Below are 23,026 nucleotides of genomic sequence, written 5' to 3' on the forward strand. Positions count from 1 at the left end.
TGTGCGCCCTATTTAGAGTTCGGCTTTGACAGTGTGGGCACTGAATTCGCCGCTGTGTGGATTACGCTCTAGCCAATTGGGGTGTCGGTCATCCTCAATCATACTTAGAATCGTCCGGCTACATTCTAGCCAAGAAATAATAGGGATTCCCTCCCTTTGGCCGGGGCGTCCTTTGGAGATGTTCGCAAACCACCCCTCCATGGCATTGGCAAGCGGCAAGGGGGCATCATCCACGAAGTAGGTAGCGTAATCCCCGCAAATTTCGCGAAACACCGGAATATCTCTAACGAGGAGCGGTTTGTTGTAACGCGCTGCTTCGATGATTGGTAAGCCAAATCCTTCACCCTCAGAGGCCATGATGAGCCCTTGGCAAGCCTGATACAGGCTCACGAGTTGTTTATCATCGGCGTGTTGCAGCCAAGTGAACCGTGACTCGGTTTTGGCGAGGTGTGTTAGGCGAGCTATAAGTCCGTCAACCATCCACCCCGCACCCCCGACGACGACAAGCCGCATGGTTTCACCTTTGGCCCATGCGTGCTGGAGGGCATCAAGGACCTTTTGGTGACCCTTTCGCGGCTCTACGGTACCAACCATCAACACGAAAGGTTGCTCATTCGAGTCCGAATGTTCCCAGTTCTCGACGGCATGCGGGATATCGCTGCCGAGATGGGACCAGCCAATAGAAAATTCCTGGCTTATACCATACTTGGTATCCGCCAGTTCTCGTTGGAGGTCGTGCGCCACGGCCCGAGAAATACAAATAGCTCCATCGCTTTCGGCAATGCAATACATCCACTCTGATTGGGCTGTATGGACGAAATCAGGAAACCATTGCGGGCTTACGATTGGCAAGAGGTCATATACAAAGAAAATAATCCGTACACCCTTAGACTTCAGGCGGGCACGTTCAGCTCGATGTGCTTTGGATATTTCTGGTTGCCAGTCCAGAATGAAAAGTACATCTCCAGGGTTTGGGTGAATTTCTGACTCGGTGATACATCCGCCCGGAATGCCGTATTCCGCGCAAACATAAACGGAAGCTGTGCGGTAGGTTTGATGAGTGGTCGCAAAGACAGGCTCGACACGAAAGCCGGGTGGGGGCGAGCGAAGCAGTTGATCAAGGATAGAGCGGCTCGTTCTCTCCACTCCGGTTAGCTTCTTCGTGGCTACTATGGCGCTTATGTCCACATACAGGGTTTTCTGATGAGAGAGCATCCGATGGTTTATTGCTGATGAAAAGGCGATTTCGCGTAGAGCGTCGGGAAAGTCACTAGCGAGACTGCCAGTGTATTTTTGAAGATCTTTCAAAGTCAGTCCGTACATTCGACCGTTGCCAGCGTAAAAACTTTCAAGGGCAGATTTCATCTCATCAGCCACAAAGGCAGGCGAGTGACATTTCTCAATATACTCTGCGGCCTTCTTGCCGAGTTCCTTCCTTTGGTCAGGAGACTGCCACAGCTGTGTCAGAACTTCGGATAGATGTTCAGGGGTAACTACCTCAGGCGTCTGCAGCACGATGTCCTCGGGAAGTTCGTTCATGGCGCCGAGCTTGTTGACAACCAGTGGTATCCCGGCCGCGAGACAGTCAAAAACTGCGGCCGACGTTTCGCCCCGCGTCACCTTGCGGAGCTGAATGGCAACATCAGTATTCCGCAGTGCTTCCCGATAACTGGTCGCATCCACGAATCCAGTAATCCGTACGCTCTGTTCAAGCCCGAGATCAGCGATGCGGCCATTTAATCGCCGTCCAAATTCGCCGCCCTCATTTTCCCCGATGAAGATCAGTTCGCAATCGTTCCTCTTCGACATCGGTGACAGCGCCCAGGATTCGACGAGTTCGATCGGGCATTTCACATCGTCGATAAATCCAAAGGTCGAAATGCGAAACTTACGCTGCTTGCTCGACCTGACGGAAGCCTCGCAACTCAGGGCAGCCTTAGGAAAATTAACTTTGCGCCAGCGAGAGCCATAAGCTTCACCATAAATTTCCTCCGCGATGTGCCGGGCAGTCTGGGAATGAGTTATAATCCCGAGAGCTCGAGAGATAATTTCGCGAGAGGCGGGCCAAGAATTTATGGCCGCGTCATCGGAAATTTGTGCTCTTGAAATGACCGGCGTCCACCCATGTGAACTGTAGAGCGCCCGCCAGAAGCCATACGACCAACCCAGATGATTTTCCGCATGCCGCAGAAAGCTGCCGAAAAACTGATCGTGTAGGACAACAACGCCTGGGTATCGCCTCAGCAAGTCGAACATGTGCGTATGAAAGGGCGAATTTCCGAAATGATAGAGTATCCGGTCATAGCTTTGTGCATTTGCTGAAAAGTCTTTGGTCGAAATGACCCTCAGGCCGCCAGCAAGGTCTGTCGATGCCGCATCTGGCTGTTCTACCACACATACGATGTCATAGTGTTGCGACAGTGCGGGAATAAGTTCTGCGCTATAGTCGGCTATGCCCGTTCTTTCCGGGGGCAGTGGTGAAATGTAAGCAAGCGATGGGCGCTTGGTCGTTATCTGTGCAACTCTCAATGGGCGGTCAAGGCAAGTCAGCGCTTCAAGTGTCCGCTGAGCGCTGTTCGACCAGGAATATTTCTCCAGTGTCTGTTTGCCTGCTGCATTCAGTTCGGCGCGGAAGCCTTCATCCAAAAGCGCTTTTTTCATCATTGAGGCGAGCGCTGCAGTGTCGTGCGGGTCAAAGAGACCAGGGCTTACTGCTGCAATCTCGCGAATGCCGGGAGCATCTGCGCCAATCACTGGTGTTTCACATTTCATAGCTTCCAGCAGGGGGAGACCAAATCCTTCGTGCAAGGAGGGAAATACTACCAGCTTTGCGCAGGTGTAAAAACTCACAAGCGCTGCTTCTGGTACAAAGCCCACTGTAACGATGCGATCGATAGAAAGGTTGGAATCACTTGCCCATCGAAATATTTTTTCCTTATCCGCTGGTTCGATATGACCAAGGATGAGTATCTTATACTCGCGCTGAACACTATGAGGTAGAAAGGAAAAAGCTTCTATCAGTCGCCGGAGGTTTTTCCGCTCGTCTAGTCCGCCTGGGTAGAGGATGTATTTGCCTAAGCGGCGCCCGGCGCCCTGTAGGGCGTCCTGACGTCTCACGTTCTCGAAGGCGGCGCCGACGCCAGCGTGTATCACATTGAGCTTACTCTCCGGGGGCTTTATGACGGATATCACCTCTTCCCTGGTAGATTCGGAAATGCACAGGAACTGATCGGCCCTAGAAAACTGCTCGAGTTTATCCTCGTAAAACGCTCGATAGACCGGATCCCTAAGATATACGGCTCGGTTTAGAGCAGGGATCAGATCATACGCGATAACACTGCATGGCTGAGAGGACGACGTATGGCCTATGCTGGTCACAGCATCATCAACGAAGCCTTCGAAATGACTTGAGACGAGAAGGCAATCTCCGGAGAGTGATTGCAAGAACCGCTCTCTCATGATTTCGCTTGCTCGACGGCGAATGGATCGCTCAGGGCTCCAACCGACAACTTCTGGAAGACCGCGCCATTCCAAGATGTGATCATTGCCCAAAATGGGGCCGAATTGCTTGCGGATGTCGTCGGCGCCCTCCGCAAGCATACCGTTTACGCACAGAATTAATTCATGCTGCTTAGCTTGGTTTGCCAGGCTGGCTACAAGCGACCGTGTGTAGTTGCCAATTCCGCGTAATCTGCTCGCGGATTGAGCGCCTTGCATGTCAATTACAATTCGCATGATCATTCACCGCCATGATGACGTTTTGTTTCTGCGCAAGAGCTTAAATGTTGTCAGCGTCACAGGCGCGACCCGCGATAAAAGGTATCGCTCGTTTAAGCTGCTCAGGTGCTTTGGAGTGCAAGTCAAGGGCAACAATCACCTTTCCGATAGTGGTCCTGTGGCTCAAGGAGTCCCCTTTTGTCTCAATAATCGTCTGAGCTTCGCCACCGCTAGTTTGCCCTCCATTGTTTAGATCTTGAAGACAAGTCAGACCGAAACCTAGATCATAAATTAGCGCAACCGAGAACCGTCGGTTTGCGGTACCTCAAGAGTCCGCCGGTCTCAGATTGCCCTGAAGCCATAGATTCCGGTCGAGGCGCCGGGTTTAATCATTCTCCTTTAGGTGGATATTAGTGTGGCTTGGAGAGATGTGGTCGAGGGAAATATTTGGCGTTGAGAAGAATGTCCTCAACCTCTAGCCTTCATAGGCTCAGTTGAATTGGTTCTGATCAGAAGGCGGCTGCCCGTCGATAGGTATTCATTTGGCTTGGAGGCGTTCCTCCAAATGTGCGCTTAGTTAGCGGGCGGCTCTAAGCTTAAAAGTTGTGTCGGCAAGGCTTGTTCCTGTTCGCAGGGGCGCACATGAGCCCTGCGCGAGCTTAGTCGACAGGGATTCCACGCCATTCGACGGAGTAGGGGCCATAGGCCCAGATGGCGGTCGCTCTGCTTCCATTTCCCAGGGCGGGAAGCTTGCCAGCTTCCCGATAGGCCGTCGCCTATACCCCGAACCATTGGAACAAAACGAGGCGTGAAGGAATTCCGTGCAAGGACATACAGCGTAAGTACAATATGCCCCGGAAGGCTCAATAGCATGAGCGGCAACGGCATGTTTTTGAAATAGGTCCAGAGGCGGTTGCGCGTTCCGTAATATGTGGAAAATGTGCTTTGTCGGCCGGTGATGCCGCTGCCGGCGTGGTGGACAACCGCGTCATGGACGAAAAGACAGTCATGGCCGGCGAGTTGGAGCCGGAAGCCCAAATCCACGTCCTCACAGTAACAGAAAAATCGCTCGTCAAATCCGCCCATCTGACGGAACAGCTCTGAATCATACATGGCAGATGCGCCGCAGGCGCTGAAACACCAGCCAGTGTTTGGTAATTCGCTGGCAGGACGGCCGAAGCCGCCGCGCCAAGGTATGCCAAAAAAGAAATAGGCGTCGCCTGCGCCGTCCATCAAGGCGCCGTCATTGAGGTCCAGCTGCGCTGACGCGAATGTCTTGCAGCTAGGATTGGCTCTCGTAGCCGCCTCCAGCTTTTCCAGCCAATCCGGTTCTGCCACTGTATCGGGATTGAGTAGCACCAGCCATTTGCCGCGCGCGCCTTCGGCCGCCCGATTATTACCAGCCGCGAAACCAAGGTTCTGGCCGCTGCGGATCAACCGACCCGCAGGCACACCCGACAGGTCCAACATATCCGCAGAGCCATCCGCCGACGCATTGTCCAGAACAATCAGTTCGAAATCCTGGAAGGTCTGACGGCCAAGAGAATTGACCGCCTCCTGAAGGAAGGCGCCACCATTGTAGTTGATGATGATAACAGAGATTTCGGGTGGATTCATGCGCGCTGCCTGTGGGAATCAACCGTTTGCGGCTGAGTGAATGGATTTCAGTGTAGAAAGAAGCGCTTCAGCCCCGGAAAGTGCCAGACAGCTCGGACCATCACACAGCGCTTTGTCCGGATCGGTATGGAATTCCAGAAAAACGCCGTCTGCGCCTGCGGCGATGGCTGACTTTGCGATGATCGCCACGCCGTCCCTCCGGCCGCCCGTGGAAGCGCCAGCGGTCCTCGGATCGGCGCCGGGCAGCTGCACGGCGTGGGTCGCATCGATCGTTACGGGACAGCCAAGCTTTTTCATCTCGGGAATGGCCAGCATGTCGACCACAAGATTGTTGTAGCCAAAGCTGACGCCGCGTTCGCACATGATTACGCCGGTTTCCGGTGCCACTTCGGCGATCTTCGTGAGGATATTCTTAGCGTCCCACGGCGCCATGAACTGCGCCTTCTTGGCCTGGATCAGGGCTTTTTCTCTCGCAGCGGCCCTGGCGGTGGCGATGACGAGGTCGGTCTGTCGAACCAGAAAGGCCGGCAGCTGGATAATGTCGGCAACGGCGGCAACCGGTTCGGCCTGGGCGGGTTCATGCAGATCTGTGACGACCGGCACCCCGAGCTTCGCCTTGACCGAGGAGAGGATTTTCAGGCCCGTTTCCAGACCCGGCCCTCTATAGGATGTGATAGAGGAGCGGTTGGCCTTGTCGAAACTGGCCTTGAACACGTAGGGCAGCCCAAGAGAGACGCAGATGCGCTTCAACTCAGTTCCGACTTCCAGTGCCAGTCCCTCATCTTCCAGAACGTTCAGTCCTGCCATCACGGCGAGCGGACCCTTTCCGCCAATGGTCCAGCCGGACGGCGTGTGAGTGAGTGCTGCCATGATATCGCTCCGGAATGCCCTAAGGGGGCTAGTTAGCGGAATTCATCGCGTCCGCGAACCAGTTTCCTCACCCCCGAAAACAAAGAAGCCGCCCTGTCGAAGGGCGGCTTCCGTGAGCCCCGTGGGGCCCGTCAGGTCGTGGCGTGTTTCAGCGCCTAACCTGCATCTCTAGGCGCGGGCTGGAGGCTGCTCCAGCCAGACACCGTAGGATGCAGACCCAACGGCCTCACCTGGTTTCTCACTCGACATTGGATCACCTCCTTTCAGGCGTGCGGCATGCACGTGCTTTTGCCCTGGACCATCCAGTGCAGGATCAAGCTAGGCATGAAATGCGCAAATGTGAAGTTAACATCGCCGTGAGGCGGGAAATTGCGGCGGGCTCGTCAGCGCGCGTCCATCGGACAATCCTGAATTTTACATATTATAGTACATTGTACAGACGGCAGATCTTCCTCGACTATCGGGTCAGTTCCAACTCATACACAGGAAGAAGAGCATGTTCCGTCAATCAAAACGCCAGGCAGCCTTCGGTGGTGCGCGCATAGACTTGCCTGACAATGGCGAGATCGCGCCGGATGCTGCCTCAGCCCTCTGTTCTGAATGGCTTGCCCGGCACTGCGAGCAGGAACAGCTGACGATGCGCTGCCAGGCTCTGGAAACGCATCTTTTTCGCGATCACAACTGGTGCGATCTGAGTGAGGCGCAACGGGCATCTCTGCCTGAGGCCGCTGAGTTTGACGCCATGAATGACCAGATTATAGCGCTTCACGATTTCAATCGCGAGCAACTCAAAGCGGTGACAGATCTGGCGGCAACAACCGGGCCCGGGCTGGTGAGCAAACTCTCCGTTGCCCTGGCGATCGTCCTCCCCGATGAAAACGAGGACGCTCATGCCCTTCTCCGGAGTATTCTGAAGGACCTTGAGGCTGCCGGGATTGAACCGGGCAGGGCGCGCGGCTGAGGCCGCGTCGCGGTTCCGTTCGGGCCCCCGGCCTTGCGCAGGCGGGTTGAGGGGAGGACCGGGATCTGAGGGCGGTGAGATCAGACAAAAAAAGCCGCCGCGTATGTATCGCGGCGGCTCTGAAGAAAGGCCTGGAGAGGGGTAGCCTTATTTCTTTGCGGCGGTGTTGCACTCAGCCAGTTCTTCGGCGGTCAGCTCTGTCGTGGCGTTGCGCAGGGCAGTGACCTGGCCGACTTCCTTGGCGATCTTTTTGCAAACGCGAACGGTCGGGTTCTTGCGCTTCAGGTCGCCGGTGCAGACGGTGCCGTCGCAGGACCAGACAACGCTTTCAGCGATGACGCGCTTTTCAGAGACAGGCTCTGCGGTTTCGAAGGTGTAGCTGGCGAAAGCAGGCAGGGCGAAGCCTGCGAGAGCCAGAGCGGCGATGGCGGAACGGAGCATGGGAGGCTGCCTTTGTTCGGGGTTGATGCTGCAATTTTTTTCGGTGAGGCTTTGTTGCCTTATTTTTAGGCTATCGAACGCTGAACATTTCGTCAAGTGTTCAGACCGCTGAATTCAAGATTTTGGAGAACTATTCGTTCCGTTTGCTGCGCCGCAGCACATTCTCCCTGCGTCATTGCCCCGGCGGCACAAATTGCCGATGCGGCAGGCAGGGTTAAGGTGATCGGGAACCGCCGCAGGAAACGAGGAAACCACCCATGGATTTCAACATCCCACAGGACATCGCCGACTATCTGGTCGTGCTCGATAAATTCATCGAAGACGAAATCAAGCCACTTCAGGCACAAGACGACAATGAGCGCTTCTTCGATCATCGCCGGGAATGGGCGCGGACTGACTTTGAAAATGAGGGCCTGCCTCGCCCGGAATGGGAAGCGCTGCTGCGCGAAGCCAAGAAGCGCGCCGACAAGGCGGGCCACCTTCGCTATGCTCTCCCCAAGGAATTTGGCGGCCAGGATGGCACCAATCTCGGCATGGCCATCATCCGCGAACATTTCGCCCGCCAGGGCCTTGGCCTGCACAACGACCTGCAGAATGAGCACTCGATCGTGGGTAACTTCCCGCAGATCCTGATGCTGCGCGACTTTGCGCGGCCAGATCAGAAACACCTCGCCACGGCGGCGCTGGAAGGCAAGTTCATCGCCTGCTTCGGCCTGACCGAGCCCCATCACGGCTCTGACGCGACGCATATGGAAACCCGCGCCGTGCGCCACAAGAAAGACGGCAAGGATGGCTGGCTGATCAATGGCGAGAAAATGTGGATCACCGGCATGCATGTGGCCACCCACATCATGCTGTTCTGCCGCACCAGCGGGAAAGATGGCGACGCGAAGGGCATCACCTGCCTGATCATCCCGGCGCGCGACCCTGGCGTGATCATTGAAGAGTATATGTGGACCTTCAACATGCCGACGGACCACCCGCGCCTCACCATCAAGGATGTGTGGGTGCCCGAAGACGCCGTGTTCGGCCCGCCCGAAGGCGGCCTGGCGCTCGCCCAGCATTTCGTTCACGAAAACCGTATCCGTCAGGCCGCTTCCTCCTGCGGCGCGGCGCTCTACTGCATCAATGAGAGCGTGAAGTATGCGCTCGAGCGCAAGCCCTTCGGCAAGCCGCTGGCCACCAACCAGGCCATCCAGTTCCCGCTGGTAGAGCTGGCGACACAGGCTGAAATGCTCCGCCTTCTGATCTTCAAGACCGCTTGGGAAATGGACCAGATGTCCAAGCCGGAAGTGGCGATCAAGCTCTCCGACAAGGTGTCGATGTGTAACTATTACGCCAACCGTCTTGTCTGCGAAGCAGCCGACCGGGCGATGCAGGTGCATGGCGGCATTGGCTATTCGCGCCACAAGCCTTTCGAGCACATATACCGTCACCACCGCCGTTACCGGATCACCGAAGGTTCCGAAGAGATCCAGATCCGCAAAGTGGCCGGCCACATGTTCGGCTTCATGGGCCCGAACAAGCACGGCCAGCCCAAAGGCGAAACCGACGCAAAGGGCAAGAGCACAGAGCCGACGGATTTTGCGGTTCGGTAGATCTGGAACTTCAAGCTCGATATGAAGAAAGCCGGGCTTTTCCAGCCCGGCTTTCTTTAAAGCCGCTCAAACGCCGCCGTGAAGTGGCGCATCATCGGGGGCTCTTTCACAATGCGCAGGCCTTTGAGCGTGTCCTTCGTCGCGGCAACGTCTTCAAGCACTTCCACTACATAGTCCGCATGGCTCTGCGTGTAGACGCGGCGGGGCATGGCGAGGCGCACGAGGTCCATGGCGCCGGGCGCTTCGGTACCATCGGGCTTGCGGCCGAACATGACGGTGCCGATCTCGCAGGCCCGGATGCCGCCGGTTTCATACATCGCGCAGGTCAGCGCCTGGCCAGGATACTCCAGCGGCGGAATATGCGGGAGGAAAGCGCGTGCGTCGATGAACACGGCGTGGCCGCCCGCTGGTTTCACGACCGGCACGCCCATCGCGTCCAGCCGTTCGGCGATGTAAGCGTTCGTCCGTACCCGGTAGCGCAGATAGTCCTCATCAATGATTTCCTTCAGGCCCTGGGCAATGGCGTCCAGATCGCGCCCCGCCAGGCCGCCATAAGTGGGGAAGCCTTCAGTCTGGATCAGCAGCGTGCGGGCGCGCTCGGCGAGCGCGTCATTGTTCAGCGCCAGCCAGCCGCCGATATTGGCGAAGGCGTCCTTCTTGGCGCTCATCGTCATGCCATCGGCCAGGGCAAACGTCTCGCGCACAATCTCCTTGATTGAGCGGTCCTTCTGACCCTCCTCGCGCAGCTTGATGAACCAGGCATTCTCGGCAAAGCGGCAGCCGTCAATATAGAACGCCTTGCCATGGGCTTTGGCGAGCCTGGCCGCGCCGCGGATGTTTTCGAGGCTGACAGGCTGCCCGCCCCCGGCATTGTTGGTGATGGTCATCATCACGGCCGGAATGCGGCCGCCCTCTTCGGTCAGCACACGCTCCAGCGCGGCGAGATCCATATTGCCCTTGAACGGATGGTCGAGCGAAGGCACGCGGCCCTCCGCAATCGGCAGGTCAAGCGCCTCTGCGCCCATCGCTTCGATATTCCCGCGCGTTGTATCGAAATGGGTATTGGAGGGGATGAGGTCGCCTGTTTTGGCGATCAGGCTAAAGAGCAGGTGTTCGGCCGCCCGGCCCTGGTGAGCGGGGATGATGTGGGTGAAATCCATCAGGTCTTTCACCGCCGCCTCGAAGCGGTAGAAGCTGGGCGCCCCGGCATAGCTTTCGTCTCCCGTCATCACAGCGCCCCACTGGGCCGCGCTCATGGCCGAGGTGCCACTGTCCGTCAGCAAATCGATGATCACATCATCCGAATGCAGCTTGAACAGGTTAAAGCCCGCCGCCTCCAACAGGCGCGCGCGTTCCTCTCGGGTTGTCATGCGGATCGGCTCAACCGATTTGATGCGGAAAGGTTCGATAATGGTCTTCATAGGGCTCACTCCCGGCTGAAACGGTCCTGGGAGTGGGGCCTTGATGGCATGCCCCGCGCACAGGAACCTCTGCGCTGCGGTTGCCCCTCCGGAATCCTCGCTGGAAATCCGGAAGACGGCCGCGCTCAGCGCCTGTTGCGATGGGCGGCATTTATCATGGGCCAGGGCGGCCTGCAAAGTGCCAAAGGTGAAATAAGGTTAACAGCACGTTCACCATTTCGGGGCACGACTATCGGTCTGATTTGCTCTCAGGATGAGACCATGACCCTGCTTGAACGCGTTATCCGCGCGCATCGCTGCCGCTCCACCCATCATTTCATTGCATTTGATGCGCTCTCCCTGCTTGAGGGAGACGAGGCCGAGGGCTGGAAATCGCTGATGCTGGTGCATCATGAGCATCTCCTGAAAGGTGCCAAGGCGCCAGACGACACCTTCAAGGACTTCAAGAACCATGTCCTCCATGTGGGCGAGGGCGAATGGGGCGGCGCGCGCGCGAAAGCGGCCGAATGGTATGCCATCGCGGTCGACCTCCTCCGCCGCAAGCGCTGGAGCGATGCGGCCTGGGCGCTCGGCGTTCTCAGCCATTACTATGCAGACCCGATCCAGCCCTTCCACACTGGCCAGACGGAAGCCGAAGGCGTCATCCACCGCGCGGTGGAGTGGAGCATCGCCAGGTCCCGCCCGGAGATCGACGCCCGCATTGCCGAGCAGGGCTATCCGGACGTTGAAATTCCCGAAGGGATGGGCTTTGTCTCCGACATGGTGCGCGAGGGCGCGCTGCGGTCCCATGCCTATTATGATGTGTTCATCGGCCATTATGACCTGGAGGCTGGCGTTGCCGACCCGCCGTCCGGCCTTGATGAAACCATGCGCACGGCCATTGTCGAACTGGTCTCTTACGCCACCGCCGGTTTTGCCGCGATCATGATGCGGGCCATTGAGGAGGCGGCTGTCTCTCCGCCCAAGGTGAACCTGACGCTGCAGGGCTATATCGAAACACTGGACATCCCCCTGCGCTGGATCACGGCAAAACTCGAAGACATGGGCGACCGTCGCCAGGTCGAGAAGATGTACAAGGAATATCAAAAGACCGGAAAGGTCATCCGTACCCTGCCGGAAGATGACAAGCTGATCCGTGAAATGCACGCGAAAGAAGTGCGCCGGATTTCCCTGAAAGAGCTGAATGCCGAGCCCGCCGGTCCGATCGGAACATTGCGGGATTCCTGGCCGGGCATCCCTGAAGAAACTCTCGAGCTTTCCGAAGACGATCTGATCGAAGAAGAAGACGGTCTCGAAGAAGAAGTCGAAGCAGTTGAGGCCGAAGAATCCGAAGCCATCGAAGCAGACGCGGAGGAGGCTTACGAGGACGAGGAAGACGAATACGCCGCAGAAGACGATGACGCCGAAGACGAGGAAGATGACGCGTACCTCGACGAAGCCGAAGATGTGATCCAAGCGGAAGACGCGTTTGAGGAAGAGGACGAAACGGAAGAGGAATATGAGGGAGCAGCTGATGAGGACGACGAGTCCGATGATGAAGACGATGCGCCTCCCGCCATTGTCGCGCCCGCAACGCCCCCTCGCCGGAGCGCGGGCCTGACCTTTGAATCCCCCGTCGTCGATGCCCCGTCCATCGGCCCGAAAACAGCGGCCCATCTTGCCAGGGCCGGTATCGAAACAGTCGGCGATCTGATCATATGCGATCCCGATGAAACCGCTGAGCTTCTCGGTGTACGCCACATTACGGTAGACGCTGTCGAAACCTGGCAGATGCAGGCAACCCTGATGATCGAAGTGCCTGGCCTTCGGGTCCATGATGCCCAGCTGCTGGTGGGCGCGGGCATTTCCTCGCGCGAGGATCTGGCCAGCGCTTCGGCCGCGACCGTGTTCGAACTCGCCATGGAATTCCTGCAGACATCGGCGGGTTCCCGCGTCCTGCGGCCCGGCGAGACGCTGGAGGAAGATGAAGTGGAAGAGTGGATCGAACTGGCGCAGGAAACCGCCTGATCAAGATTACGTTCCGCGAGGTTTCAGGCCGCCCGCCTCATAGATCGCATCAATCATCGTCATATTGGCCACAGCATCCGTGCCGCCTGTGAGGGGCGCGGCGCGTCCGGTGATCACATCGATCACATGCGCCAGCTGGTAATCATAGGTCGTCTCTCCGTCCACGGTATAACGAGTGACCTTCCTGCCACGCTGGAAGGAGATCGAATTGCCGAAAGTCGGATGGATCGGGTTCACCGCGCGCAGTATGGCGTCGCTGCCTTTCAGGGCGATCAGCGCCTTGTATGGCTGGCCCGGCTTCATGCTGGTGCGCAGGCGTGCTGGAATGCCGCCTGGAAATTCCAGCACCGCCTCCGTCACAAGGTCCACGCCCGGCGTGCCTTCTTCCATGCGAGCTGAGACAAGGCGTGGCTCACTGCCGGCAATCGTGCGCAGCCAGTGGAGGGGATAGCAGCCGAGATCCATCAGCGCGCCCCCGCCCAGGTCCGGCCGGTGGCGCAGCTCCTCGGGCGAATAGGGAATCCGCACCGAAAACTCCGCCTTCATCGCACACAGCTTGCCAATGGCCCCGCTGCGCACCTTCTCCAGAATGTCCTCGAACATCGGATGAAACCGATAGTGAAATGCCTCGATCAGATGCCTGCCACTGCGCTGGGCCGCGTCCGCCATGGCGCGCGCTTCCCCGGCATTCATCGCAAACGGCTTTTCACACAGCACGTGTTTGCCCGCTTTCAGCGCCGCGATGGAAAGGTCTGCGTGCCGGTTCGGGGGCAGGGCGTTGTAGATGAGGTCAATATCTGGCCGCGCGATCAACGCTTCATAGCTTTCCACAACTTCCGGAATGCCGTGGGCATCGGCATAGGCGCGGGCCTTGATGGCATCGCGCGCCGCCACCGCCAGAATGGTGCAATCCGCCCGGCGTTTCACCTGTGGGATCAAGGCCTTGGGCGCGATTTTCGCTGCCCCCAGAATGCCAATCCTGATCATGCCAGAGCCCTCCATGTCGGGTAACAGGTAAACAAACCGACGCGCTTTGTTTACCCCGGCCTAACGCCGCTTAACGTCTTTCTTGAGGAGTGACCCAAAAAGATTCACCTGATTCAGAAATCAGAAACCACACCTGCGCTTAGTGGGGCTTCCACGAGGCCGTTGGACCCTAGGAGTGCCTTTGCCCATGATGAATGATCTGATAGCGCACATCGCTAAAGCCAACGGCCTCGCGGAACCCCTCGCCAGACAGGCGCTGGGCATTCTCCTGAATGGCGCAGACCGGCAGGGCGCCCCGCTCGCTGCGGCTGTGTTCCGTACCCTTCCTGGCACGCGCGCGCTCGCTGCGCGGTCTGGTTCCGAAACGGGCGCTCCGACGGGCGAAATCGCCCGCCTTATCGAGCTCACGCCCGGCGGCCGCCGCCGTGTGGTCGAGCATATGTTCGCATCCCTGCGCAATGCCGGCCTTGATCACGCGGCTGCCAGCCGCCTTCTGCCAACCATCGGCAGCTGGATGCAGGACATGTACGGGATCGAAGGGCTTGGCCAGCTTGGCGCGCTGATTGCCCATGATGCCGAGACCAGCGCCGCTGCCGCAGCCCGCGCAGCCTGACGTAAGGCCAGCCTTTTCATTTCCGGCGCAGCCCGCTAAAGCCCCGTCAGGACTGACAAGGGCAATCGATCATGACTACTGAGACCCTTCGCGCGGATGAAGCCATCGCTGTCCGCCTGATGCAGGCGATCCGGGCCGATGCCGAGATCCAATGTGCGCCAGACGCGCTCGATCTCGTATCGGTAACACTCGACCTTTCGGCGACGGCGGACACGCCAGAGGCGCTGGTCTACAAGCCTCGCATTGACCGCAAGACCCGTACAATCCTGTTCACCAGCGGCTCGGCAGACGGCTCAAAGGGCGCCGTCATGACCGCAACCGTCGTCTATCGTATCCGCCCGGCAGACTGAACGGATTACTCTGCGGCGGGAAGGACTTCGCTGGGTGACTTGCGGTCTTCATTTGCGGCCAGTCCGCTTGGCGGCGGTGTGCGCGAGCCCCCGTCCCGGCGCGAACGCAACCAGGCCAGCAGCTTTTTGGCGCGGCGTTTCATGCGGTAAGGCACCAGCAGCCAGGTCGGGGTGACGAGCAGGATCATGATGGTCGAGAAGCCAAGACCGAAGACAACTGCGGTGGCGAGCTGAACCCACCATTCGGCCGTTGCCCCGCCAAAATTGATCGCCCCGTCCGAGAACACCACCGTCATCTGAAGCACCATCGGAAGCAGACCGCAGACGGTCGTTCCCGTGGTCAGCAGAATAGGCCGGATACGCTGAGCGGCTGTTGCCAGCGCGGCCTCTTCGGGCGCGCGGCCATCCGAAAGAAGACGGTTATAAGTGTCGATCAGCACGATATTGTTGTTCACGACAATACCCGCGAGCGCCACGATTCCCGTTCCGATCATCAGGATACTGACATAGGGGAGGACAAGATTGATACCGACCAGAACGCCGGCGGTCGAAATAATGACTGCGGTCAGAGTCAGGATCACCTGCCAGAAATTATTGTACTGCCAGAGCAGGATCACGGCCATCATGAAGAGTGCCGCAGCCGCCGCGCCGCCAAAGAAGGCGGCTGCATCGGCGGTGTCTTCATCGGCGCCTTCAAAGCGCACTTCCACACCCGCAGGCATGTCCTGAGCGTCAATCCACTCTTTCAGTTCTGCAACGATTGCCGCGCCTGCGCCCTGTTCCTGAGCATTGGCGCGTACCGCGATCACCCGCTTGCCATCCCGGCGTTCGATCGTGCTGACGCGCGGCGCCGCTTCCCGGTCGACAAACAAGGACAGCGGAACATTGCCTTGAGGCGTCGTGATCCGCAGGCTGTCCAGAGCTGACGCTGACCGGTCATCCTCCGGAAAGCGTACCCGGATGTCGAGTTCGTCATTGGAATCATCCGGACGGTAGCGGCCCACCAGAATACCGTTGGTCACCAGCTGCACCGCTGCGCCAACCTGCGCAACATCCACCCCGAACTTGCCGGCTTCCGCGCGGTCGACCGTCAATTGATATTCCACGCCGGGCAATGGACGGGAATCGTCGATCTCCCGCACATCATCGCGCGCTTCCAGCCATCCGCGGATCATGTCCGCCGACTGATAAAGCTCATCATTGCCAAGTCCCAGAAGCGCAACCTGAATATCCTTGCCGCCGGGCGGGCCCTGTTCCCGTGCACTGATCTGGAAGCGCAGCGCGGGCACGTTCGACAGACGCTCACGCACGACCTCAAGCGTTTCGCGGCCATTGTAGGGGCCGTCCGCAGTTGTTTTCAGGTCCATGAGGATCTGGCCGATCGTGTCGGCGGGCATGCCGCCCGAGGCATCCATCATCCCGCCATTGCCGGACACTCCGGAACGCGTCGACAGGGCCGTGATGCCATCAAGGTCGGCGATCGCGGCTTCAGCGCGCTTGACCAGGTCTGCCTGTTCACTGGCAGACAGCGCCCCTTGGGCCTGCACGAAAACATAAGCCTGTTCCGGCTCGATATCGAGGAAGAGTTCGGATTTGTGCTGCTCGGATCCAAACCACATGAAAATCAGCACAACACTGCCAAATGCGACCGCCGTCGTGATCAACGGGCGGCGAATGGTTGCGCCAACGATGCCGACATAAGCGCCCAGCCAGCCTTTTGCCTTGCGGGGGTCGGCGTCTGCGGCAAGCGCGGCGAGATCCTCATCTGTGCCGCCGGGACGCGCGCCAAAAGTAGCGCCCATAACGGGCAGAAAAATCAGTGCAGAGATCAGGGATGCGGTCAGAACAAAGATCAGCGTGATCGGCAGATACGCCATGAACTTGCCGGGCATGGAGTTCCAGAAAAGAAACGGAACGAATGCGGCCAGTGTGGTCAGTGCCGAACTGACAACCGGCCAGAACATGCGCTTTCCCGCCATGGCATAGGCCTGGCGCCGGTCCAGCCCTTCAGCCATCTTGCGGTCAGCATATTCGGTAACAATGATGCCGCCATCGACCAGCATGCCGACCGCGATCACCAGGCCGAACATCACCATCATGTTGATGGTGAAACCAAACGCGCCGAGCAGAAGGAACGCCATCAGGAAGGTTGCCGGTATGGAAATCCCGACCAGCGCCGCAGACCGGACCCCGAGCGCGGCGACAACAATGATCATCACGAGCAGCACGGCGGTCATGATCGAGCTTTGCAGCTGTCCCAGCTGCGTGCCGATCATTTCCGAAGTATCGGACGTAACAACTGCTTCAACGGTTGGCGGCCAGCTTTCCTGTTCAATGGCGATGGCCTCCCGAACATTGTTCGCTGTATCGAGAATATTCGCGCCGCTGCGTTTGACGACTTCGATCAGAAGCGAGCGCTCCCCATTGAAGGTCGCATAGCCCGTTGGGTCTTTGAAGGTGCGGCGCACGTCTGCCACGTCGCCCAGCGTGATAACGGCGTTGTCTGTCTGCTTCACCGGAAGCGCCAGCGCGTCCCCGGCCGTGCGGATAATGCCCGGAACCTTGACAGCAAAGCTGCCCTGGCCCGTCTCGATGGAGCCCGCCGCGACCAGCCGGTTGTTGGCCGAGACGACCGACATGATCTCCTGATAGGAGATATTGTAAGTCTCCAGCTTTACCGGATCGACGACGATTTCCAGCAGCTCTTCGCGCTTGCCCAGCACGCGGACTTCCAGAACATTGCCATCGCTTTCCAGCCGGTCTTTCAGATCTTCGGCAATTCGCGCCATGCCGCGTTCGGGCGCTTCGCCATAGAGGTTGACGACCAGCACGGGAAACTGGGAAGCGTTGAATTCGGTAACAATCGGTTCGCGCGCGTCCTCGGGGAAATAGCGCTTGGCCATATCCACCTTGTCTTTGACGTCCAGAACGGCCTGATCAATGTCGGCATCGATCTCGAATTCGAGAACCAGTTGGGCCGCGCCCTCGGTGCCATAGGAATTGAAGGTTTTCAGCCCTTCAAGGGACTGGATTTCCTGCTCGATCGGGCGGACCAGAAGGCGTTCGGAATCTTCCGGTGTCACGCCAGCCAGAGGAACGGTGATGGCCACGAAGGGGATCGGAATATCCGGGTCCGCTTCCTTGGGCATGTTGATATAGGTGATCGTGCCTGCAAACAGCACACAAACCAGGATGGTCAGGATCATCCGGGTCCGGCCGATTGCCCAATCGACGACGCCTGTCATGGACGGGCTCCCTCGGCCGGAACCGGTTTGATGGTCACGCCGTCATTGAGATAATCCTGGCCCATTGAAATGAGGAGGACGCGCTCGGGCAGGCCGGTTACCCAGGCGCCTTGCGGTGTTTCGTCAATCACCTGAACCGGCGCGAACGCGACGACATTGTCATCCACGACATGGCGCACGCCAAGCTGGCCGCCATCGGACAGTGTCAGGAGCGACGGCTTGATCAGGGTGGCCTGCACATCGCCGGCAGGAAGGGTCATCGAGGCGGTGATGCCGGCGGCCACGATGGCGTCACCGGTTTCAAGTTCCGCTTCAATCAGGAAAGTACGCGTCTGTTCGTTTGCCGTGCGCGCCACGAACCGCAGTTTTGCCGGAAACGTCCGCCCGTCAGCCAGCAGCACGTCAGCGGCCATGTCCTTCTGGAGAAGGCCCGCCTGCGCTTCGGTCACTTCAGCGGCCACGATCACGGGATCAAGATCCACCAGCAAGCCACAGGCGCCGCCTGGCGAAAGGTAATCGCCTGCCTCGGCCATCCGGCGCTCAAACACGCCGGCGAACGGCGCGCGGATTTGTGTGCGGCCCAGTTCCACCTTTGCGGCGTTCACGGCCGCTTCAGCCGCGTCCAGCGTGGCCTTGGCCGATGCTTCCCGGTTGGCCGGTGTCAGCCCCTTTTCCGCGAGTTTGACCGCAGCTTCATAATCCACCCTTGCCGAGTCGCGGCCAGCTTCGGCTTCCTGAACGCGCGCGCTGCGCGCTTCGACATCAAGGCCGCAAAGCAGGGTTCCGGCTTTCACGAATGTTCCTTCACGGACCGGTGTGGAGACAACGGTGCCGGACGTACCAGATTTCAGTGTCACGGATTTGTCAGGCGCGGTACGTCCTTTGGCGGCGACACGGATGGTATGAAGCTGGCTTTGCGCCTCAACAACCAGCGCCTGCGGCGTTTCCGACCTGGTAGACGCTTCAGCGACGGACTGTTCCGTGCTGATACTTCCGCGCATCACGCTGCGGACTCCGAAGTAGGCGAGAATAACCGCCAGAATAATGGCTGCGATCAGGACGGAACGGTTCACGGGAGAGATCTTTCCTGGGAGGACGGTCGTAAAATAGGGCATCCTGACGCAAGAGTCAGGGTTCGTGCTAAAAGATTTCTAGCACACGAGGCGTTTCCAGCCTGCAAAGGACGGGAACACTTTGGTTAATTGCTTGATCTGACTGATTAATTCTTGCGAATATTACAGGGCAGACAGCGGAGGCTTTCGATCCGCCCAGGGGCGGGCGGCTTCCAGTTCGAGTGCCAGCTCGAACATTAGGGCGTCATCTCCCCGACGGCCGGAGAACATCGCCCCGATCGGCAGGCCCGCAGGTGACCAGGCCAGAGGCACGCTCATGGACGCGGCGCCCGCCACGTTCATCGGCGAGGTGTAGGCAACAAACTTCAGCACGCTGTCCATTACCGCGTCGAAATCGCCGTCCGGGGCCTGTTCGCCAACCGGAACCGCCGGACTGCCCGTTACGGGCGTCAGCAGGATGTCCAGATCGTTGAAGAAGCTGTGATACTCTTCCTCGAAGCCAAGCAGGTATCCCACGATGCCGGGCAGGTCGGTCAGGCGCGAGGCCGCCAGGTTTGCCAGTCCCAGCGTCCAGGGCTCCACGATGTCGGGACCAATCGGCTTGCCCGACGCTTCACTCACCTGACGCGCGAAATCCGCTGCGCCCGCAGCCCAATAGGTAATGAAGGCATCCGTGAACTTCGGCCCGTCCATCGGAATGGTGTAATCGATCACCGTATGGCCAAGGTCACGGCAGAGCTGCGCCACGTCTTCAAGCGCGGCGCGCGTATCGGGATGAAGCTCCGTCCCGCCAATCGGTTCGGGCGCAAAGCCGATCCGCAACCGCCGTGTCAGGGGCTGAATTTCCCCCAGCGCCGGATAGGTGCCATCGAGCGCTTCTGCCGCGCGAAACAGCGCAATGGAATCGCGCACACTGAGGGTCACGGCATGGTTCACCGAGATTTGCAATGGCGGGGGTATTGCGCCCGGTTCGCTGTAAGGCAGCCGGTCGCGAGACGGCTTCATGCCAAACACCCCGCAGGTCGATGCCGGTATACGGATTGATCCGCCCCCGTCGCTGGCATGCGCAAACGCCACCACGCGGGCCGCCACCAATGCCGCCGCGCCGCCCGAAGAACCGCCAGGTATGCGGCTCAGATCCCAGGGGTTGCGGGTTGGTCCATTGGAGAGAGGTTCGGTAGAAGAGATGAGCCCGGCTTCCGGCGTGGCCGATTTTCCGAGCGACACAATGCCGGCACCCCGCCATTTGGCGGCAAAGGGATTGTCCGCAGTGGCCAGTTGTTTCGGCAGCCCGCGGCTGCCCTTGAGTGTCGGCGCGCCGCGCCAGTCGATCAGATCCTTGATGAAGCTCGGCACGCCGGCAAACGGGCCGGAGAGCACACCGCTCGCATCCGACCGTGCCAGCTCGAAGGTCTCGGTGACAATACCGTTGATCGCCTCTTCTACGGCTCTGGCGCGCGCGATGGCTGCCTCCACTTCGGCCAGCGCCGTGGTTTCCCCCGCTTCAATTGCTGCCGCTATGGCAACCCCGTCCCGGAATCCTGCGGGCGCAACCGCGCTGTCTGCCGCCGGTTCAGTGTCCGAAGCCCTGGGGTTGCAGGCGGCGAGGGCAACGGTGGCGGCGCCCCCGGCAAGGGCGGCACGGCGTGTCAGTCTGGTCATCAACGAAGCTCTCCGAACTCAGGCCTTTCAAGGCCGATGAAGTACGTATCGTGGCGGGCAAGGGGCTCGCGCGCAAGTCTCGGGTGAAACCGGTGCTGGCACAGACAGGGCGCCTCGGTCTAAACGACAGAAAGCCCCGCCCTTTCCGCAGGACCCGAAGCGATGACCGAGTTTGAACCACCCGAGCGGGACCGCGCCGACAAGGTACTGTTGGCGCTCGGTCATTTCGAGAGCCGCGCAGGCGCGCAGGCCGCCATCGCCGCCGGACGGGTCAAGGCGGATGGGCAGGTGATCCGCAAACCCTCGGAGATGATTTCCCGCAGCGCCGCCATCGAGGCCGAAGCGGCGCACCCCTACGTCTCGCGCGGCGGGCTGAAACTCGTCCATGCCCTGGATGTCTTCAGCATCGATGTCGCGGGAAAGGTCTGTCTTGATCTTGGCGCGTCAACCGGCGGCTTCACGGATGTTCTGCTGCAAAAGGGCGCGGCGCATGTCACGGCCATCGATGTTGGCCACGGCCAGCTGCATCCAAAGATCGCCGCTGATCCGCGCGTGACGGCTCATGAGGGGCTGAATGCCCGCGACCTGTCACCGAACCATATGAAGTCGGCGCCTGAGATCATCGTCTGTGATCTGAGCTTTGTATCCCTGCACAAGGTGCTTCCTGTGCCGCTTTCGCTGGCAACGCCGGACGCCGCGCTGATTGCCCTCTTCAAACCCCAGTTTGAAGTCGGGCCGGAGAATGTCGGCAAGGGTGGCATTGTCACCGATCAGACCGCCGTAGAGCAGGCGCTTGGCGCCTTTCCTGCATTCCTGTCCGGCTGCGGCTGGCTTGCGCAGGCCCCCATCCCCAGCCCGATAGAGGGCGGGGACGGAAACCGCGAATACCTGTTTCTGGCAAGGCGGCGCTGACTATTCCTGCGCTGCAACCGTAAACGGCACTTCGATCTCTTCGGTCGTTCCATCTTCAAATTGTGCGCGGACCAAAACCGTAACCGCTGCGCCAGGCGTCAGGGCGTCGGGCTGAACCCCGAAAAACATCATGTGATCGCCGCCGCGTTTGAGCGCGCGGTCTCCATTGGCGGGCACCGGAAACGCGTCCACCTTGCGCATCGCCATCTTGCCGTCATCGCTCATTTCGTGCGTGTGCAGCTCAACCGCCTGGGCAAACGAGGCTTCGGCGCCGACAATCGTGACGGCGCGCGCGCCCGCAGCGAATGTACCAAAGCCGGCCGTGACATCCCGTCCTGCGGGCGGCACGAGAATGCTCCCCTCCAGCAGCGCCAGTGAGCCTGCGATGACACCGCGATCTACCGGCGCATCAGCTTCGGCGCCTGCATCATCGCCGTGCATGCCGGCGTGATCATCTTGGATGGCTTCGGCGGCAGGCGCTGCGATCGCGTCAGGTGCCGGCGCTTCCGCTGCCGGGGCGCAAGCCGCCAGGATCAGCGCGGCAACACCGGCGGCAGAGATAAGGGACACGCGCATGGGACAGCTCCGTTCAAATCTTAAATTTGACCGGAGTGAACTCTACCTCGCCGCCGCGGGCAACTCAGATTGTTGCCGCGCGTCAGCCTGCCTCAGTAGCCGTAAAGTTCTTCTTCCTGCTGCCAGCCGTCCTGAACCTGCCACTCGCGAGACCGCTCATTCCAGCAGGCCGTGACCGGGTCACGCATCACCTGGCCGTCCGGCATCCGCGTTTCGCGGTGAATGACGCGGCAATCTCCACCGCTCGCGCCCTGGCCGCCGCCATACTCATATCCACCTGATGGGGGATATGCGGGGGCGGGCGCTTGCGCCGGATAGGCCGGATAGCTTGAGGCCGGATATTGCTGAGGCGCAGGATACTGCTGCGGCGCCGGCTGGGGATAGGAGTTGGGCGCCCCGCGCATCACTTCGGCGCCGCCATAAAGCCCCTGCGTCGTCTGCGGGATCGAGCCGTAAGGGACCGATGAGTAACCGCTGACCGGCGCATAGGCGACCTGACAGTCCCCGCTGGATTTCTTGCCAATGTCGCTGCCCGCCAGGCCACCAACCAGCGCGCCGAGCGTTGCGCCAACCGCCACCTGACCGGAATTCGACCGGCTTTCCTTATAGGTGCGCGGTGGGCCATGGCGGCGATACTTGGTGTAATAGCGGTCGTTATCGATGTTGTTGCCGATGGCGCCTCCCAGTAGGCCGCCAACCACTGCGCCCATCACGGCGCCGGCCGTGCCATCAGACGATTTCTGCCGTTCGCACTGCACATTGCGGGCAGGCGCCGGATAGGGGTCATACCCATATCCATATTGCGCATGGGCCTCGCCGGGCAGAGATACCGCCAGGAGGCTCACGCCGCAGGCGAGAATGGCCATCTTCATCATCACCACATTCCTTGTCGCTGGGCCGAGGGCCGCCACTGTCCAGCACACTTTGGCGCGGCCAAGCTGAACGGAAGCTGAAGCGCGCGATGGCTGGACGCGTG

The 23,026-nt window shown here is 59.5% G+C and carries 17 protein-coding genes; 6 read left to right on the plus strand and 11 right to left on the minus strand.

Features of this window, described 5'->3' with window-relative positions; translation table 11 throughout:
* Positions 1 to 12 precede the first annotated feature (12 nt).
* The 3 genes from HNE_RS04010 to kdsA form a co-directional block, all read right to left on the minus strand.
* Positions 13 to 3,741 carry a glycosyltransferase gene (locus tag HNE_RS04010; RefSeq protein ID WP_035590085.1) on the minus strand — a complete coding sequence of 1,243 codons (3,729 nt, stop codon included), beginning with the start codon at positions 3,739 to 3,741 and terminating at the stop codon, positions 13 to 15.
* 549 nt (positions 3,742 to 4,290) lie between these two features.
* On the minus strand, positions 4,291 to 5,334 hold the full coding sequence (locus HNE_RS04015) for a glycosyltransferase family 2 protein (RefSeq protein WP_011645832.1): 1,044 nt from the start codon (positions 5,332 to 5,334) through the stop codon (positions 4,291 to 4,293).
* An 18-nt stretch (positions 5,335 to 5,352) separates the two neighbouring features.
* Positions 5,353 to 6,204 carry a 3-deoxy-8-phosphooctulonate synthase gene (kdsA, locus tag HNE_RS04020; RefSeq protein ID WP_011645833.1) on the minus strand — a complete coding sequence of 284 codons (852 nt, stop codon included), beginning with the start codon at positions 6,202 to 6,204 and terminating at the stop codon, positions 5,353 to 5,355.
* Between the two features lie 496 nt (positions 6,205 to 6,700).
* Between kdsA and HNE_RS04025 the strand changes: the two genes are divergently transcribed.
* Complete coding sequence (locus HNE_RS04025; RefSeq protein ID WP_011645834.1) at positions 6,701 to 7,165, plus strand: hypothetical protein; 465 nt, start codon at positions 6,701 to 6,703, stop codon at positions 7,163 to 7,165.
* A 147-nt stretch (positions 7,166 to 7,312) separates the two neighbouring features.
* Here the strand turns inward: HNE_RS04025 and HNE_RS04030 are convergent, their stop codons facing one another.
* Positions 7,313 to 7,606, minus strand: a complete 294-nt coding sequence (locus HNE_RS04030) for a CC_3452 family protein (protein WP_049755022.1) — start codon at positions 7,604 to 7,606, stop codon at positions 7,313 to 7,315.
* Positions 7,607 to 7,863: 257 nt separating this feature from the next.
* Here HNE_RS04030 and HNE_RS04035 point away from each other — a divergent pair, with 257 nt between their 5' ends.
* Positions 7,864 to 9,204: an acyl-CoA dehydrogenase family protein gene (locus HNE_RS04035; RefSeq protein ID WP_011645836.1), complete on the plus strand. Its 1,341-nt coding sequence runs from the start codon at positions 7,864 to 7,866 to the stop codon at positions 9,202 to 9,204.
* A 56-nt stretch (positions 9,205 to 9,260) separates the two neighbouring features.
* On the opposite strand, the gene HNE_RS04040 is transcribed toward HNE_RS04035, so the two are convergent.
* On the minus strand, positions 9,261 to 10,625 hold the full coding sequence (locus tag HNE_RS04040; RefSeq protein ID WP_011645837.1) for a tryptophanase: 1,365 nt from the start codon (positions 10,623 to 10,625) through the stop codon (positions 9,261 to 9,263).
* A 261-nt stretch (positions 10,626 to 10,886) separates the two neighbouring features.
* Between HNE_RS04040 and HNE_RS04045 the strand changes: the two genes are divergently transcribed.
* A complete protein-coding gene (locus tag HNE_RS04045) occupies positions 10,887 to 12,632 on the plus strand; it encodes a DUF4332 domain-containing protein (RefSeq protein ID WP_035590084.1) in 1,746 nt (581 codons plus the stop codon).
* A 6-nt stretch (positions 12,633 to 12,638) separates the two neighbouring features.
* Here the strand turns inward: HNE_RS04045 and HNE_RS04050 are convergent, their stop codons facing one another.
* Complete coding sequence (locus tag HNE_RS04050) at positions 12,639 to 13,619, minus strand: Gfo/Idh/MocA family protein (RefSeq protein ID WP_011645839.1); 981 nt, start codon at positions 13,617 to 13,619, stop codon at positions 12,639 to 12,641.
* Positions 13,620 to 13,806: 187 nt separating this feature from the next.
* Here HNE_RS04050 and HNE_RS04055 point away from each other — a divergent pair, with 187 nt between their 5' ends.
* Positions 13,807 to 14,232 (plus strand): hypothetical protein, encoded by a 426-nt coding sequence (locus HNE_RS04055; protein WP_011645840.1) that lies wholly within the window; start codon positions 13,807 to 13,809, stop codon positions 14,230 to 14,232.
* A 71-nt stretch (positions 14,233 to 14,303) separates the two neighbouring features.
* Positions 14,304 to 14,582, plus strand: a complete 279-nt coding sequence (locus HNE_RS04060; protein WP_011645841.1) for a hypothetical protein — start codon at positions 14,304 to 14,306, stop codon at positions 14,580 to 14,582.
* A 5-nt stretch (positions 14,583 to 14,587) separates the two neighbouring features.
* On the opposite strand, the gene HNE_RS04065 is transcribed toward HNE_RS04060, so the two are convergent.
* The 3 genes from HNE_RS04065 to HNE_RS04075 all read right to left on the minus strand — a co-directional run bounded on the left by HNE_RS04065 (position 14,588) and on the right by HNE_RS04075 (position 20,562).
* On the minus strand, positions 14,588 to 17,827 hold the full coding sequence (locus tag HNE_RS04065) for an efflux RND transporter permease subunit (protein WP_011645842.1): 3,240 nt from the start codon (positions 17,825 to 17,827) through the stop codon (positions 14,588 to 14,590).
* Positions 17,824 to 18,900: an efflux RND transporter periplasmic adaptor subunit gene (locus HNE_RS04070; protein WP_035590083.1), complete on the minus strand. Its 1,077-nt coding sequence runs from the start codon at positions 18,898 to 18,900 to the stop codon at positions 17,824 to 17,826. Before HNE_RS04070 ends, HNE_RS04065 begins: the two co-directional genes overlap by 4 nt.
* Positions 18,901 to 19,062: 162 nt before the next feature.
* Complete coding sequence (locus tag HNE_RS04075; protein WP_011645844.1) at positions 19,063 to 20,562, minus strand: amidase family protein; 1,500 nt, start codon at positions 20,560 to 20,562, stop codon at positions 19,063 to 19,065.
* A 162-nt stretch (positions 20,563 to 20,724) separates the two neighbouring features.
* Here HNE_RS04075 and HNE_RS04080 point away from each other — a divergent pair, with 162 nt between their 5' ends.
* Entirely contained in the window at positions 20,725 to 21,474 is a 750-nt protein-coding gene (locus tag HNE_RS04080; RefSeq protein ID WP_011645845.1) for a TlyA family RNA methyltransferase, read from the plus strand.
* Here the strand turns inward: HNE_RS04080 and HNE_RS17785 are convergent, their stop codons facing one another.
* Positions 21,475 to 22,050, minus strand: a complete 576-nt coding sequence (locus HNE_RS17785; RefSeq protein ID WP_011645846.1) for a copper chaperone PCu(A)C — start codon at positions 22,048 to 22,050, stop codon at positions 21,475 to 21,477.
* 92 nt (positions 22,051 to 22,142) lie between these two features.
* A complete protein-coding gene (locus HNE_RS18690) occupies positions 22,143 to 22,925 on the minus strand; it encodes a glycine zipper domain-containing protein (RefSeq protein ID WP_035590082.1) in 783 nt (260 codons plus the stop codon).
* Positions 22,926 to 23,026: the final 101 nt, after the last annotated feature.

Source organism: Hyphomonas neptunium ATCC 15444 (assembly GCF_000013025.1).
In the GTDB taxonomy this organism is placed as follows: Bacteria; Pseudomonadota; Alphaproteobacteria; order Caulobacterales; family Hyphomonadaceae; genus Hyphomonas; species Hyphomonas neptunia.

Coding starts and splice junctions, on each gene's coding strand:
- HNE_RS04060 (WP_011645841.1), top strand. CDS start 14,304: ATGACTACTGAGACCCTTCGCGCGGATGAAGCCATCGCTGTCCGCCTG.
- HNE_RS04050 (WP_011645839.1), bottom strand. CDS start 13,619: ATGATCAGGATTGGCATTCTGGGGGCAGCGAAAATCGCGCCCAAGGCC.
- HNE_RS04035 (WP_011645836.1), top strand. CDS start 7,864: ATGGATTTCAACATCCCACAGGACATCGCCGACTATCTGGTCGTGCTC.
- HNE_RS04080 (WP_011645845.1), top strand. CDS start 20,725: ATGACCGAGTTTGAACCACCCGAGCGGGACCGCGCCGACAAGGTACTG.
- HNE_RS04040 (WP_011645837.1), bottom strand. CDS start 10,625: ATGAAGACCATTATCGAACCTTTCCGCATCAAATCGGTTGAGCCGATC.
- HNE_RS04055 (WP_011645840.1), top strand. CDS start 13,807: ATGATGAATGATCTGATAGCGCACATCGCTAAAGCCAACGGCCTCGCG.
- HNE_RS17785 (WP_011645846.1), bottom strand. CDS start 22,050: ATGCGCGTGTCCCTTATCTCTGCCGCCGGTGTTGCCGCGCTGATCCTG.
- HNE_RS04025 (WP_011645834.1), top strand. CDS start 6,701: ATGTTCCGTCAATCAAAACGCCAGGCAGCCTTCGGTGGTGCGCGCATA.
- HNE_RS18690 (WP_035590082.1), bottom strand. CDS start 22,925: ATGATGAAGATGGCCATTCTCGCCTGCGGCGTGAGCCTCCTGGCGGTA.
- kdsA (WP_011645833.1), bottom strand. CDS start 6,204: ATGGCAGCACTCACTCACACGCCGTCCGGCTGGACCATTGGCGGAAAG.
- HNE_RS04015 (WP_011645832.1), bottom strand. CDS start 5,334: ATGAATCCACCCGAAATCTCTGTTATCATCATCAACTACAATGGTGGC.
- HNE_RS04010 (WP_035590085.1), bottom strand. CDS start 3,741: ATGATCATGCGAATTGTAATTGACATGCAAGGCGCTCAATCCGCGAGC.
- HNE_RS04030 (WP_049755022.1), bottom strand. CDS start 7,606: ATGCTCCGTTCCGCCATCGCCGCTCTGGCTCTCGCAGGCTTCGCCCTG.
- HNE_RS04065 (WP_011645842.1), bottom strand. CDS start 17,827: ATGACAGGCGTCGTCGATTGGGCAATCGGCCGGACCCGGATGATCCTG.
- HNE_RS04075 (WP_011645844.1), bottom strand. CDS start 20,562: ATGACCAGACTGACACGCCGTGCCGCCCTTGCCGGGGGCGCCGCCACC.
- HNE_RS04045 (WP_035590084.1), top strand. CDS start 10,887: ATGACCCTGCTTGAACGCGTTATCCGCGCGCATCGCTGCCGCTCCACC.